The organism is Aurantiacibacter suaedae (assembly GCF_005434915.1).
GTDB lineage: Bacteria > Pseudomonadota > Alphaproteobacteria > Sphingomonadales > Sphingomonadaceae > Alteraurantiacibacter > Alteraurantiacibacter suaedae.
The window spans coordinates 495,304-508,978 of the sequence record NZ_SKCG01000001.1 but is presented as its reverse complement, the minus strand read 5'-3'; the positions used below and the strand labels follow the sequence as shown (position 1 = coordinate 508,978).

Here is a 13,675-nt window from a genome sequence, read left to right as displayed (position 1 = left end):
TGGATAGGCCTCAGGCGCCTGAGGCAATAAAGCGGAAAGTGTGGCAGCGAGTTCGGAACGAAGTCCAAACACGGAGCCAATAACCTCAAGCAACGGAGTGGTAGGCCGCAAGAGAATGGCGGACAGGGTGGGATTCGAACCCACGGAGGACTTGCATCCTCGCCGGTTTTCAAGACCGGTGCATTCAACCGCTCTGCCACCTGTCCGTGGAGCCGGTCGGGGCGAGCTAGCGGCAATTTAGACGAATGTCATCAGGCCTGTTGAAAATGCTTGAGGCGGGCCGTTTGGACAAGGTCAACTTGTTGGTGACACCCTTTTGCCCTTTGGCTATCCAAGGGGGAAGGGGCCAGGTCGCTCCGTGAGGTTTTCAGCGCATCAAAGTGCGTAGAGAGAGGATTATACCCACCATGGTTCGCAAGATTTCCGCATTCCTTTTCGCCAGCGCAGCCTTGGCCGTGGCTTCGCCCGCCGCTGCGCAAGGTGGGTGTGACCGTGCCGTGCTGCAAGGCATCGCCGATGATTGGGTCGAGGGCATCGAGCAAGGCACGATGATGACGATGAAGCTCGGCGAGTGGGTCGATTATAACGAGAACGGCAAACGTTCCTCGCTCGGCAGCTTCCTCTATCCCGAGCGTGAGGTCGACTGGCATATGGCCCTGCTCGATACCACGCAGTGCAAAGTGTATGTAGAAAGCGTGATGCTCGATGAAGAGCGGCCAATCGTTGCGGCAACGCAGATCGGCAACGGCTTCTTCGGCGTAGGCCCCTTCGACAACATCGTGACCGACGAGGGCGACTGGCTGTTCGATGCCCAGGCCACCTACGAATATGCCCGCCGCGAGGACTGGAGCGAAATTCCTGAGGCCGACCGCAACACGCGCGAAGAGCTGATTGCCGCCGCCAATGCCTATCTCGATCTGTTCAACGACCCAAGCGTCGAGGTGCCCTGGGGTATGCCCTGCGCGCGGCTTGAGGGGGGCACCTACACCGGCACCGGTGCCGCCACTGATAGCTGCGATGTGGGCGTGCCTTCGGGGGTAGAGCTGACCAATCGCCGCTTTGTGGTCGACGAGGCGAAGGGCGCGGTAAACGTGTTCCTCGATTTCGGCGAGAACGGCAGGCCCGATAGCCACACCTTCCGCATTGAGGATGGTAAGATCCGCTACGTTCACACCGCGACCTACTGCGCGGAAGAAAACTGCGGCTTTAAGCCTTTCGCCGAGATGCTTGCAGAAAACCCCGGAATGCAGCCGCCCTACGCGGACTGATGGGCGTTTTGCGACGAATTGGGCAGGTAAGGGCAATTAGCCGTTTGCCCAGCCTGCCCGGCAGCCTACAATCCCCACCATGACAATCAGATTGCTTGCTTCGGTCGCCGTATTTTCGCTCCTCGCCTCGCTCGGAAGCGCTGCTTCCGCCCAGCAGGAGACTTTTAACGCCTATCTCGAGAGCGTAGGGCAGAAGGCGCGTTCGGAAGGCGTGCGTGACAGCACGATTTCCAACGTGTTCGCCGGGTTGACCCCGAACGAGCGTGTTATGGCGCTCGATCGCGATAACGTCTCGTCGAGCGGCAGCGGCACCAGCACCGGCTTTCCCTCGATGGCGAACTATATCGCGCGCCACAATTCGCAGTCGCGGATCGACGGCGGGCGCTCGGCCTACCGCTCGCTCGGGGCGCTGGCTAGCGAGGTGGAGCGCGAATACGGCGTTCCTGCGCAGTATCTGGTGGCCATCTGGGGCCATGAGACGGCCTATGGCGCGGTGAAAGGCTCGTTCGACTTGCCGCGTTCGTTGGCTACCCTGGCCTGGGAAGGGCGCCGCCGCGACCTGTTCGAGCGCGAGCTGATCGACGTGCTCAAGATTGCCGATGCCGGCATTCCACGGTCAAGCCTTGTCGGCAGCTGGGCTGGAGCCTTCGGCAATCCGCAGTTTCTGCCGAGCGTTTATCTTCGCCTTGCACGCGATGGCGATGGAGACGGAGTGCGCGATATCTGGAATTCGCGCGCCGATACGCTTCATTCGATTGCCAACTATTTCCGCGATGCGGGCTGGCGGGCAGGGCAGCCCTGGGCCGTGCGCGCCTATGTTCCCAATTCGGCGGATCGGAGTGGTATCGAAAGCGACACCGCCTCGCCAGTTTGCCCGCGCGTTCATAGCCGCCACAGCCGCTGGTTGACCGTGCGCGAGTGGAAAGAGCGCGGGATCACTCCGGCAGCGCCGATCGGAGACGATGTGCTAACAGCGCTGTTCGAGCCCGATGGTCCGTCGGCTCCGGGATATCTCTTAACGCAGAATTATAGGGTTATCCTCGAATATAACTGCTCGAATTACTACGCAATGAGTGTGGGGTTGCTTGCAGATGAGATTATTCGATGACAGGCGCACCCGCCTGCTGGTGGGGCTGACTGCCGCCAGCGCACTTGCCATGTTGGGCGGGTGCTCCGCGATAGGCGGCGGCCCCGGTCCGGTTGCGAAAAGCGCCGTTGCCGCAAAGAACGGGCCGCAGGCCGACTATCCGGTGCTCGTAGGCGAGCCTTATACTATCGACGGCATCACCTTCACGCCCAACGATGTGCTCAATTACGACGAGGTCGGCTACCTTGCCGCCGCGGATGACTTGACCGGGATTACCGCTGCGCACCATACGCTGCCGGTGCCTAGCTACATCGAGGTTACTTCGCTCGACACAGGTCGCACGATCCTGGCTCGTGTCGAACAGCGAGGCCCGATGACTTCGACAAGACTGCTAGCGCTGTCGCCCGCTGCCATGTCCCAGCTTGGTGCCGGTGCCGATTTGCCGGTGCGTGTGCGCCGAGTCAATCCGCCTGAGGAGCAGCGCGCGGAGCTGCGAGCGGGCGGCGAGGCGCCCTTGCGGATGGATACGCCGATGTCGCTCGTCGCTGTGCTCAAGCGCCAATTGCCCGCAGCTCCTGCAACGCTCGCATCTGTCGAAGCGGCGCCGGAAGCCGTTCAACCTGAGCCGGAGCCGGCCTCCGAGTATGTAAACACCGCCGTCGCGCAGAGCGAGCCGGAAACGCCTGCCGCCGCACCCGCTCCGCCAGCAACCGGTGTTTTCTTGGTCCAGGTTGCAGCATTTGCCAATCCCGACAACGCGGAACGCGCCGCCCAAGCGCTCGATGGCACTGTCTCGCAGTCAGGCCGGTACTACAGCGTTCGCACGGGGCCTTTCACAAGCCGTGCAGAAGCGGAAGGCTCGCTCGCCAAGGTGCGGGCTGCGGGCTATAGCGACGCACGAATCTTCACCAACGACTGAGCGGCGACCAAGCGCGTCCGCCGCCAGGCAATGCGGAGTGGGCGTGATAAAAGTTAAGGTCTGGCTTGTTGTCCTTGCCGTCGGCATGTCGCTGACGGCGCCTGTCCGCGCCCAGCCAGCCACGCCCGCGCCGGTGCCCGACGAGATTCCGGTCGCACTGCTGGTCGATCTGTGGACGGGGCAGCAGCTCTATGCGCGTGAGCCGCACCGGCGTTTCGTGCCTGCGTCCGTCACCAAGGTTATGACCGCCTATACCGCCTTCAAGCTGGTGGGTGAGGGCAAGCTTAAGCTCGATCGGCACTTCCTTTATACCCAGGCGCTGGAAGACGAATGGTATGCCGAAGGCTCGAACATGTTCCTGCGCGCGGGCGAGCGGCCTACCATCGGCCAGCTTTTGCTCGGTATCACCACCGTTTCGGGCAATGACGCGAGCATGGCGATTGCCGAAGCGGCCACCGGCTCGACCGGGGCCTGGCTTGATCTGATGAACGAAAATGCCGCTGCGCTCGGCATGAACGACAGCCATTTCGGCTCGCCCAACGGCTATCCCGATGGCGGCAAGACCTACACCACCGCTGACGATCTAGTGAAGTTGGGGCAGGCGGTCACGCAGGACTATCCCGCGCTGTTTCATCGCTTCTTCGGTCACCGCCGGCTGAAATGGGGCGATATCACGCAGGCCAACCACGATCCGATTACCGGACAGGTGGAGGGCGGAGACGGTCTCAAGACCGGCTACACCTCGGAAGCGGGCTATACACTGATTGGAACGGCGGCGCGTGGCGGGCGCAGGCTTATCGTGGTCCTTGCAGGCTCCCCTACCGCGCGTATGCGCGATGCGGCCGGGCGAAACCTCATCGACTGGGGGTTTCGCGAGTTTTCGCCGACGCGCTTGTTCGCCGCCGGGTCCGAGATGGGGCGGGCGCAGGTTCAGGACGGCACGAAGCGATCGGTCGGCCTTGCGCTCGACAAAGACTTTGCAGCCGCCCTCCCGGCCGATCCGGCCAGCAAGATGGGTCTAACCATATCTTACCGCGGCCCCGTGGAAGCGCCGATTGCGAAGGGTGACACGGTCGCGCGGCTGCAATTGCGCAACGCGAACGGGACGGTGGTGGTCGACGCTCCGTTGCTGGCCACCGAGGCCGTGCCCAAGGCCGGTCTGTTGCGGCGTATCGGCAATGCCTTTGCCAAGTGGTTCGGCTGATGCGCGGCCGGTTCATCACGCTTGAGGGCGGGGAGGGCGTCGGAAAATCGACGCAGGCACGTATGCTCGCCGAAGCGCTGCAGGCGGCCGGACACAACCCGCTGCTTACCCGCGAGCCCGGTGGCACGCCCGGCGCCGAAGCCATCCGCGCGTTGCTGCTTGACCCGGCGCAGCACTTCAGCCCGGCCAGCGAGACCTTGCTGTTCGCCGCAGCCCGCGCCGACCACGTATCGCAAGCCATCGAGCCGGCACTGGCTGCGGGCCGGTGGGTGGTGTGCGACCGTTTTCTCGATTCCACCCGCGCCTATCAGGGTGGCGAAGGGGGTATGACCGACACGGAAATCTGCACCCTCCACGCCGTTGGTTCACGCGGCCTTCTGCCAGACCTCACCTTGCTGCTGAGCGCCGCACCCGAGCAGGTCGCCGAACGCCTTGCGGCGCGCGATGGTGATAGCAGCGACCGGATCGGCGGTCGCCCGGCTGACTATCACCGTGCGGTTGCGAGTCGCTTCGCCGCGCTGGCTTCGATGGAACCCGAGCGCTTCCGCGTGATTGCAGCCACCGGTACGCCCGAGGAAGTCCACACGCGGATTATGACCGTGGTCGAGAGGCTAGCGTGAGTTATATCGGCCACGAGGAAGCCTGGGCAGAGTGGCGCCGCGCGCTCTCAGGCAGCCGGATGCATCACGGTTGGATTCTCTCTGGACGGCGCGGAGTGGGCAAGTCGGCCTTCGCGCTGGCCGCTGCGCGCGAACTGGTGGCCGAACCGGGCGTGCCGCAACCTGCTGGCGAGCACCCGGACGTGCTTTACGTCACCCATCCGCCGAAGGATGACAAGGAAGCGCGCAAGAAGGCCGACGGAAAGCCGTTTGAGCTGGCGCGCAACATCAAGATCGACCAGATCCGCGCGCTGCAACAGCGGCTCAACACCCGCCCGAGCCTCGGGAGCCGCCGCGCGGTCATCATCGACCCTGCTGACGACATGGAGGCACCTACCGCGAACGCGCTGCTCAAGAGCCTTGAGGAACCGCCGGTCGGCACGTTCTTCCTGCTGATCGCGCACCGTCTCAGCCGCTTGCTGCCGACCATCCGCTCGCGCTGCCGGGTGCTGCGCTTTCCTGAGGTCGGGCCTGAGGACATGGACGCAGTACTCGCCCGCGAGGCTCCGCAGGCCGATGCCGCCATGCGCGCCGCCGCGATTGCCGCCGCGGGTGGCTCGCCGGGAGTGGCGATCGATTTCGTCGAGCTCGACCTTGGCGCCATTCACCAGCTCATGCAGCGCATCCTCGCCGAGGGTGACCGAGACTTCGCGCTGCGCGGCAAGCTCGCCGCCGCGATGGGCGCGCGGCCCGATCGCCAGCGCCAGCAAGCTGCCATCGAACTGGCGCGCGCGGTTGTGGCGGAGCACATGCACCATGTGAGCCGGACGGAAATCCCCGCGCTGGTGACAGCGCACAGCGAGCTTGTGCGTCTGGCAGGCGAAGTTCCGACCTACAATTTCGACCCAGGCCTGCTGGTAATGGAGATCGGCACCTTGCTCAGCCAGTTCGCCGCTTCTAGAGCATCGACCAATGGCTGATCCCTTCTATCTCACCACCGCGATTCACTATCCCAACGGCAAGCCGCACATCGGCCACGCCTATGAGACGATTGCCTCCGACGTGCTGGCGCGTTTCCATCGCCAGATGGGGCGCGAGGTCCGCTTCCAGACCGGCACCGACGAGCATGGCCTCAAGATGGCGCAGAAGGCGCGTGATCTCGGGCAGACACCGCGGGAACTTGCTGACGAAATGTCCGGGTATTTCCGTAGCCTGTTTGACGATCTTGACATCTCGTATGATCGCTTCTTCCGCACGACGGAAGACGATCACCACCGCGCCAGCCAGGCGATCTGGCAAGCGATGGAGGCCAATGGTGACCTTTACCTCGACCGGTACGAGGGGTGGTACTCGGTCCGTGACGAAGCCTATTACGACGAAAGCGAACTGACCGACGGCGAGGGCGGGGAAAAGCTCTCACCGCAGGGCACACCGGTGGAATGGACCGTAGAGGAGAGCTGGTTTTTCAAGCTATCGGCCTACGGAGAGAAGCTGCTCGCGCTTTACAACGAAAACCCCGATTTCATCCGCCCGGAAAGCCGCCGCAACGAGGTGATGCGGTTTGTGGAAGGCGGCTTGCGGGATCTCTCGGTGAGCCGCACCAGTTTCGACTGGGGTGTGAAGGTGCCCGGCTCGGACGAGCACGTGATGTATGTGTGGGTGGATGCGCTCACAAACTATCTCACCGGTGTTGGCTACCCCGATGATTGTGAAGAATTTTCCAAGTTCTGGCCTGCCGATCTGCATCTGATTGGCAAGGACATCACTCGCTTCCACACGGTGTACTGGCCCGCCTTCTTGATGAGCGCCGGAATCGAACTGCCCAAACAGGTGTTCGCCCATGGCTTCCTGCTCAACCGCGGGGTCAAGGAATCGAAGTCGCTTGGCAATGTTACCGATCCGGGTGAGCTGGCGAACCTCTATGGCGTTGATACGCTGCGCTATTTCCTGCTGCGTGAGTTCAGCTTCGGACAGGATGGCGGGTGGTCGCGCGAAGCGATTGTAAACCGCAACAATTCCGAACTGGCGAACAGCTTCGGCAATCTCGCTCAGCGGACGCTGAGCCAGGTGTTCAAAAACTGCGACGGCGCGTTGCCGCCGGTCAACGGCCTTAGCGAGGCGGACGAGGCATTGCTCGCCCTAGTTGCGCGAGTGGTGGGCGAGGAGATGCCCGCGCACTACACCGACCTTGCCTTCTCACAGGCGCTTGAGGCCTGGATGGGCGCGGTCTTTGCCTGCAACGCCTATATCGACGCCGAGGCACCGTGGGCGTTGAAGAAGACCGACTTCGCCCGGATGGAGACCGTATTGGCCGTGCTCTACCAGTGCATCGCGCAATTGGCGGTCGCAGTGGTGCCGGTCATGCCAGGCTCGATGGGCCGCTTGCTCGATGCGATGGGGGTGGGCGAGGATCTGCGTACCTTTGCCGCCATCGGTTCCGATTGGTATGCGCCGCTGGCTGGCAGTGAATTTCGCCTTACCAAGCCCGAGGGGCAATTCCCACGCCTCGACATGCCGCAAGCCGAGGACGCAGAAGCGTGAGCACTGCCGCCGCCGCTTTGATCGACAGCCATTGTCATCTGAATTACAAGGGCTTGGTCGAACAACAGGATGCGGTGTTGAGCCGCGCCCGTGCGGCGGGTATTGCTGGTTTCCTGAATATCTCCACTCGCCAGAGCGAGTGGCAGGACGTTGTCGGGACCGCCGAACGCGAGCCAGATGTCTGGGCCACGGTTGGCATCCACCCGCACGAGGCCGACCAACATGCCGATCTTGGCCGTGAGGTTCTGCTTGAAGCGACCCGCCATCCGCGTGTGATCGGGATCGGCGAAAGCGGGCTCGACTACTATTACGACAAATCGGATCGCGAGGTGCAGCAGGCGCTGTTCCGGATGCACATCGGCGTCGCGCGTGAGACCGGCCTGCCGTTGGTGATCCACACCCGCGATGCCGATGACGACACCGCCGCGATCCTGATCGAGGAAATGGGGCAGGGGGCCTTCCCCGCGCTGATCCACTGCTTCACCGCCTCGCCCGAATTTGGCCGCAAGGTTTTGGAGCTCGGCCTGACCATCTCGATCTCGGGCATCGTGACGTTCAAGAATGCCAGAGAGCTACAGGAATTCGTGAAAGAAGTTCCAGAAGAACGGCTTTTGGTGGAGACCGACAGCCCGTTCCTCGCGCCGGTCCCGCATCGCGGCAAACCGTGCGAGCCCGGCTTCGTTCGCAACACCGCGCAATTTGTGGCCGATCTGCGCGGCGAAGATGTTTCCGACCTCGCCGCGAGCACGAGCGCCAACTTTTTCCGCCTGTTCTCTAAGGCCGCGCCATGAAATTGGTGATGCTGGGTTCTGGTACGTCGACCGGCGTCCCGCGCGTGGGCAACAATTGGGGCGAGTGCGACCCGGGCGAACCAAAAAACCGCCGCACCCGCGTGTCCATCGTGGTCGAGAGCGAGGAGGGCAACCGCCTTCTCGTCGACACCTCGACCGATCTGCGCCAGCAGTTGCTCGCCAATGGGATTGATCGGCTCGACGGCGTGTTCTGGACCCACGATCATGCCGATCACTGCCACGGCATCGATGATCTGCGGCCGCTTAGATATGGCCGCGCGGCGGCTATTCCGGGTTTCGCATCCCAGGAATGTGCGCGCAGGCTGCGCCGGAGGTTCGACTATGTGTTCGCAGGGCAGCACGGCTATCCAACCATCGTCGAGTTGAACACGCTCGACACACTGCGCATCCATGCCGGATTCAAGGTTGGCTCGGTGGAAATGCCGCATGGACCCACGATGAGTACCGGATATCGCTTCGACGCGGACGGAAAATCAATCGCTTACACGACGGACTTCAGTGAAATTACGGATAAAATGCTTTCGCTGTTTGCGGGCGTAGACATCCTCGTATGCGATTGCTTGCGCCGCGCGCCGCATCCCACGCATTGCCATCTCGATATGGCGCTGGACTTCGGCAAACGCATTGGCGCTGGCAAGACGGTCCTGACGCATCTCGATTTCAGCATGGATTATCAGAGCCTGTGCGCCGAAGTTCCGGCCGGTGTGCTGGTCGGTTACGATGGGCTCGAGCTGCTGGCATGAGCGAAGGAAGCGTTCTTCAGATCGTTGTGCTTGTCGGTTGGCTGGCGCTGGTGGTGACGGGATACCGCAACTGGCGCGTCAGCCGCGGGAAGACGCTGGCGATGGCTTTGGTGTGGCTGGTGATCTTCGGCATTGCGGCCCTGATTTTCGGAGCCATTAGCTAAGCTCCTGCCGCGCTAAGACCAGCGGTTATTTAACATAATATATATTATCAGTTTCTAGTTAATCAGGAAGAGGGCCCGTGTCAGAGCAACTCACCCGCCTCCTCACGATCATGGCCACCTTGCGCGACCCCGAGCGCGGCTGCGACTGGGACAAGGTCCAGACCTTTGCCACGATCGCACCGTATACGATTGAGGAAGCCTACGAGGTCGCCGACGCCATCGAGCGGCAGAGCATGGTCGATTTGCGCAGCGAACTTGGCGACTTGCTGTTCCAGGTCGTGTTCCACGCGCGCATGGCCGAGGAAGCCGGTCACTTCGCCTTCGATGATGTCGCCCGCGCCATTTCCGACAAGATGGAAGCGCGCCACCCGCACATCTTCGGCGACGAAGGCGGCGCAATGGACAACACGCGTTGGGAAGACATCAAGGCCGCCGAGCGCCAGTCCGAAGGCGCAACTAGCGCGCTCGACGGCGTAGCACGCGCGCTGCCGGCTTTAATGCGGGCCGAGAAGTTGCAGAAGCGCGCAGCCCGTGTCGGATTTGAATGGCCCGACGTTAGCGGTCCGAAGGAAAAGCTCGCCGAGGAACTGGACGAACTCGACGCTGCCGAAACAGAGGACGAACGTCTGCTTGAAGCGGGCGACGTGCTATTTGCGGCGGTAAATATCGTGCGGCGTTATGGCGTCGATGCCGAACAGGCGCTTAAAGCCACCAACGCCAAGTTCGAGCGGCGCTTTCTCGCTATGGAAGCAATGTCTGCCGCCGAAGGAGCCGACTTTGCCGCCCTTCCGCTCGATGAGCAGGAGGAATACTGGCAGCGCGCCAAGCGAGCAGAGCTTAACATGAAGTCTAAGGATTAGTCCGTAAGTGCTTCGAACCGGCCGAATTCTTTCTCGGTCAACCGAACGCGGACTCTCCGCATTGGTCCATCTGCACTCTCGCCGCCGTCCGCATCTTCCAGCACCTCGCCATGGGCATGGAGCCAGGCGATTCGCTGACCGTCAGAAGCCGGCAGCGCTAGTTCATGAAGACGCGCACCTTCGGTGAGAACCTGGCCTAGGTGTGTGAGGAGGTCATCGACGCCCTGCCCGGTGATCGCCGAAATTGGCAGGATGTTCTTATCGTTTGCTGCAAGGGCTTCGAGTTCCGACCGCCGTTCTTCGTCGATCAGATCCCATTTGTTCCATACCTCGACGATGGGCATGTCGCTTTCGCCCCCCTCCCCGTCGATGACGTCGAGTTCGGTCAGCACGTCTAGGACGTGCCGCTTCTGCGCGGCACTGTCGGGATTGGCCATATCGCGCACATGGAGCACGATATCGGCAGCCGTCACTTCTTCGAGCGTCGCGCGGAAGGCCGCGACCAGCTGGGTCGGCAGATCGGAGATGAAGCCCACGGTGTCGGACAGGATCGCCTTTTCCACCCCCGGTAAGCCGATCGCGCGCATGGTTGGATCAAGCGTGGCGAACAACATGTCCTCGGCCATCACGCCTGCGCCGGTCAGCCGATTGAACAGTGTCGATTTGCCAGCATTGGTGTAGCCGACCAGGGCCACCACCGGCCACGGAGCCCTGCCCCGGCGCTTGCGATGCAGTTCGCGTGTCTTGCGGACCTGTTCGAGCTCGCGACGCAGTTTGGCCATGCGATCGCGGATCATGCGGCGGTCAGCCTCGATCTGCGTTTCGCCAGGGCCGCCGAGGAAGCCGAAACCGCCGCGTTGGCGTTCGAGGTGAGTCCAGCTGCGCACCAAGCGGCTCTGCTGGTAATCGAGGTGCGCGAGTTCGACTTGCAACCGCCCTTCGGCCGTCGCCGCGCGTTCGCCGAAGATTTCGAGGATTAGCCCGGTGCGGTCGATTACCTTGTGCTTAAGCTTTTCCTCAAGATTGCGCTGCTGGATTGGCGTCAGCGCGCCATCGACGACGACAAGATCCGCTTCGTACAGCTCGCAATCGGTTGCGATGCGCTGTACCTGGCCTTCGCCGAACAGCGTGTTCGGGCGAATCTCGCGGATAGGGATGATGGCCGCATCGGCAACCACCAGCCCGATCGCCAACGCCAAGCCTTTGGCTTCTTCCAGACGCGCTTCAGGATCAGCGCCAGAGCGGTCGCGCCGGATGTCGGGGCATACGACAAGGGCCCGTGCACCACGGGTGACCTCGCCAGCAATCTCATCGTTTTCGAAAATGGGCTCTACCTAGTCCTCGTCACCATCGTCGTCGAAGTCACCGGACAGATCGACCGGGCTCGCGGGTTGAATGGTGGAAACTGCATGCTTGTAAGCCAGCTGTACATAGCCTTCACGCTCGAGCATCATGCAAAACAGATCGAATGATGCGATACGGCCCTGAAGCATCACACCGTTAACGAGGAACATGGTGACCTGAACGCCCGCTTCACGCACGCGGGTGAGGAACACGTCCTGCAACAGACGCTGCTTGCGGTTGCCCTCGGCGCTAGAGAATTGCTCGGCATCGACCGGGTCGCCCGGCATGATTGTCGAAATCGCGTGCTTGTAAACAAGCTGCGACTGGCCATCGCGGCGCAGCAGAATAGAGAAATTGTCGAACCACGTGACGATGCCCTGCAACTTCACACCTTTGACCAGAAACATGGTCACCGGCATTTTCTCGCGACGCAGGTGGTTTAGGAACTGGTCCTGCAAGTTGCCGTTACCGTTGCCCTTGGCAGGCGCAGGTGTGGCTGTGCGAGCAGGCTTTTCCACCTTCGGTTCAGGTACCGGATCCTTGCGGACGCGTGCGGAAAGTGTGCCCTTGGTCATTCTTATGACTCCATCGTCTTTATGGTTTTGGCAACTGGTTAGGCGGCAGGCCGTTCCAGATACATTCTGGTGAGACCACATTTCTCTATATGGTCGCACCGGTAACTTGTGTTCGCAAATGCAGCATTGAAACCGCGGTTGCAACAAACTTTGTGATTACTCTGCCCCGTTTCCGTCGCGCTCGGTCATTCCGAGCAACTTCAATTTACGATGCAGCGCTGAGCGCTCCATCCCGATGAAACTCGCGGTGCGCGAAATATTTCCCGAGAATCTCCGGATTTGGATGCGCAGGTATTCGCGCTCGAAGCTTTCGCGCGCCTCCCGCAGCGGAACGCCCATCAAGGCGGCAATCCCGCCCCCGCCCTCGCCCGTAGAGCCGGTGACTTCGGGCGGCAGCATGTCGGCGCTGATGGTCGAGAACTTTTCGCGCGGGGCGAGTATCACTGTGCGCTCGATCACATTGCGCAGCTGGCGCACGTTGCCTGGCCAGTCATAGGCCTGCAGCGCGGCATTGGCCTCATCCTCGATGGAGCCGGGCTGAAGGCCCTGTTCGCGCGCATAGCGGGTGAAGAAGTGATCGGCGAGCGCGGGAATGTCCTCCCGCCGTTCGGAGAGCGCCGGGATCGCAATCGGCACCACGTTGAGGCGATAGAAAAGATCCTCGCGAAAGCGGTTCTCGGAAATCTCGGTTTCAAGGTCGCGCGCGGTCGATGAAACGACGCGGACGTCAACACCGATCTGCCGGTTGCCGCCCACGCGCACGAAGCTCTGGTCGGTCAGTACCCGTAAGATTCGCGCCTGCGAGCTTCCGGGCATGTCGGCAATCTCGTCGAGATGCAGCGTGCCCTCGTGGGCGAGTTCCAGCAGGCCTGGCCGCACCAGCTTGCCATCGACTTCCTCGCCAAACAGTTCCTGTTCGAAGCGCTCGGGCGTGATGCGCGCGCAGTTGACCGAAACGAAAGACTTGTCCGCACGCGGGCTCCATGCGTGGAGCAGGCGCGCGGCAACTTCCTTGCCCGATCCGGCCGGGCCGCTGACCAATACCCGGCTGCCGGTCCCCGCGACGCGTTTCAATGTCGCTCGCAGCTGATTGATGACTGAGGAATTGCCGGTAAACTCCTCCACCGACGCGACATCCTCACGCAGCCGTGCGTTTTCGCGTCGCAGGCGCTCGGTCTCGGTGGCGCGGGCCACCAGATGCAGCAGCCGTTCGGCCTCGAACGGTTTCTCGATGAAGTCCATTGCCCCGCGGCTCACGGCGGCAACGGCGGTGTCTATGTTGCCATGGCCCGAAAACACAATCACTGGCAGATCGGGTTCGCGCGCCTTGATCGCCTCCAGCACTTCGAGCCCGTCCATGGGGCTGCCGTGCAGCCAGACGTCGAGCAGCACCAGGCTCGGGCGGCTTTCGTCGATCATCGCCAGCGCGCTCACGCTGTCGCCGGCGGTACGGCTGTCGTAGCCTTCGTCGCTCAGCACACCAGCCACCAGATCGCGGATGTCGCGTTCGTCGTCGACCACGAGGATATCGAGGGCCATTTCAGATTACTCCGCTGCTA

The 13,675-nt window shown here is 62.2% G+C and carries 14 protein-coding genes and 1 tRNA gene; 11 read left to right on the top strand and 4 right to left on the bottom strand.

All coding sequences use genetic code 11. From position 1 onward, the window contains the following. Window positions 1-116: 116 nt before the first annotated feature. Window positions 117-206: transfer RNA gene (locus E0473_RS02330), tRNA-Ser, on the bottom strand. 201 nt (window positions 207-407) lie between these two features. Between E0473_RS02330 and E0473_RS02325 the strand changes: the two genes are divergently transcribed. The 11 genes from E0473_RS02325 to mazG all read left to right on the top strand — a co-directional run bounded on the left by E0473_RS02325 (window position 408) and on the right by mazG (window position 10,197). Further along, entirely contained in the window at window positions 408-1,268 is an 861-nt protein-coding gene (locus E0473_RS02325) for a DUF8021 domain-containing protein (protein WP_137679235.1), read from the top strand. Window positions 1,269-1,347: 79 nt separating this feature from the next. After that, on the top strand, window positions 1,348-2,376 hold the full coding sequence (locus E0473_RS02320) for a lytic murein transglycosylase (RefSeq protein ID WP_137679234.1): 1,029 nt from the start codon (window positions 1,348-1,350) through the stop codon (window positions 2,374-2,376). Then, window positions 2,360-3,274, top strand: a complete 915-nt coding sequence (locus E0473_RS02315) for an SPOR domain-containing protein (protein ID WP_241657298.1) — start codon at window positions 2,360-2,362, stop codon at window positions 3,272-3,274. The genes E0473_RS02320 and E0473_RS02315 overlap by 17 nt, the downstream gene beginning before the upstream one ends. A gap of 85 nt (window positions 3,275-3,359) precedes the next feature. After that, window positions 3,360-4,478 carry a D-alanyl-D-alanine carboxypeptidase family protein gene (locus E0473_RS02310; RefSeq protein ID WP_241657297.1) on the top strand — a complete coding sequence of 373 codons (1,119 nt, stop codon included), beginning with the start codon at window positions 3,360-3,362 and terminating at the stop codon, window positions 4,476-4,478. After that, a complete protein-coding gene (gene tmk, locus E0473_RS02305) occupies window positions 4,475-5,098 on the top strand; it encodes a dTMP kinase (protein ID WP_137680021.1) in 624 nt (207 codons plus the stop codon). The genes E0473_RS02310 and tmk overlap by 4 nt, the downstream gene beginning before the upstream one ends. Further along, a complete protein-coding gene (locus E0473_RS02300; protein WP_137679233.1) occupies window positions 5,095-6,057 on the top strand; it encodes a DNA polymerase III subunit delta' in 963 nt (320 codons plus the stop codon). Before tmk ends, E0473_RS02300 begins: the two co-directional genes overlap by 4 nt. Further along, a complete protein-coding gene (gene metG, locus E0473_RS02295; protein WP_137679232.1) occupies window positions 6,050-7,618 on the top strand; it encodes a methionine--tRNA ligase in 1,569 nt (522 codons plus the stop codon). Before E0473_RS02300 ends, metG begins: the two co-directional genes overlap by 8 nt. Next, window positions 7,615-8,409 carry a TatD family hydrolase gene (locus E0473_RS02290; protein WP_241657296.1) on the top strand — a complete coding sequence of 265 codons (795 nt, stop codon included), beginning with the start codon at window positions 7,615-7,617 and terminating at the stop codon, window positions 8,407-8,409. Before metG ends, E0473_RS02290 begins: the two co-directional genes overlap by 4 nt. Then, the gene (locus tag E0473_RS02285) at window positions 8,406-9,173 is read left to right on the top strand and encodes an MBL fold metallo-hydrolase (protein WP_137679231.1); all 768 of its coding nucleotides are present in this window, start codon (window positions 8,406-8,408) and stop codon (window positions 9,171-9,173) included. Before E0473_RS02290 ends, E0473_RS02285 begins: the two co-directional genes overlap by 4 nt. Then, on the top strand, window positions 9,170-9,337 hold the full coding sequence (locus E0473_RS15350; protein ID WP_161981482.1) for a hypothetical protein: 168 nt from the start codon (window positions 9,170-9,172) through the stop codon (window positions 9,335-9,337). Before E0473_RS02285 ends, E0473_RS15350 begins: the two co-directional genes overlap by 4 nt. A 77-nt stretch (window positions 9,338-9,414) precedes the next feature. Further along, window positions 9,415-10,197: a nucleoside triphosphate pyrophosphohydrolase gene (gene mazG, locus E0473_RS02280; RefSeq protein WP_137679230.1), complete on the top strand. Its 783-nt coding sequence runs from the start codon at window positions 9,415-9,417 to the stop codon at window positions 10,195-10,197. Here mazG and hflX read toward each other — a convergent pair. The 3 genes from hflX to ntrX form a co-directional block, all read right to left on the bottom strand. After that, the gene (gene hflX / locus E0473_RS02275) at window positions 10,194-11,522 is read right to left on the bottom strand and encodes a GTPase HflX (protein ID WP_137679229.1); all 1,329 of its coding nucleotides are present in this window, start codon (window positions 11,520-11,522) and stop codon (window positions 10,194-10,196) included. The genes mazG and hflX overlap by 4 nt on opposite strands. Window positions 11,523-11,531: 9 nt before the next feature. Beyond that, entirely contained in the window at window positions 11,532-12,116 is a 585-nt protein-coding gene (gene hfq / locus E0473_RS02270; protein ID WP_137679228.1) for an RNA chaperone Hfq, read from the bottom strand. Between the two features lie 156 nt (window positions 12,117-12,272). After that, entirely contained in the window at window positions 12,273-13,655 is a 1,383-nt protein-coding gene (ntrX, locus tag E0473_RS02265; RefSeq protein ID WP_137679227.1) for a nitrogen assimilation response regulator NtrX, read from the bottom strand. Window positions 13,656-13,675: the final 20 nt, after the last annotated feature.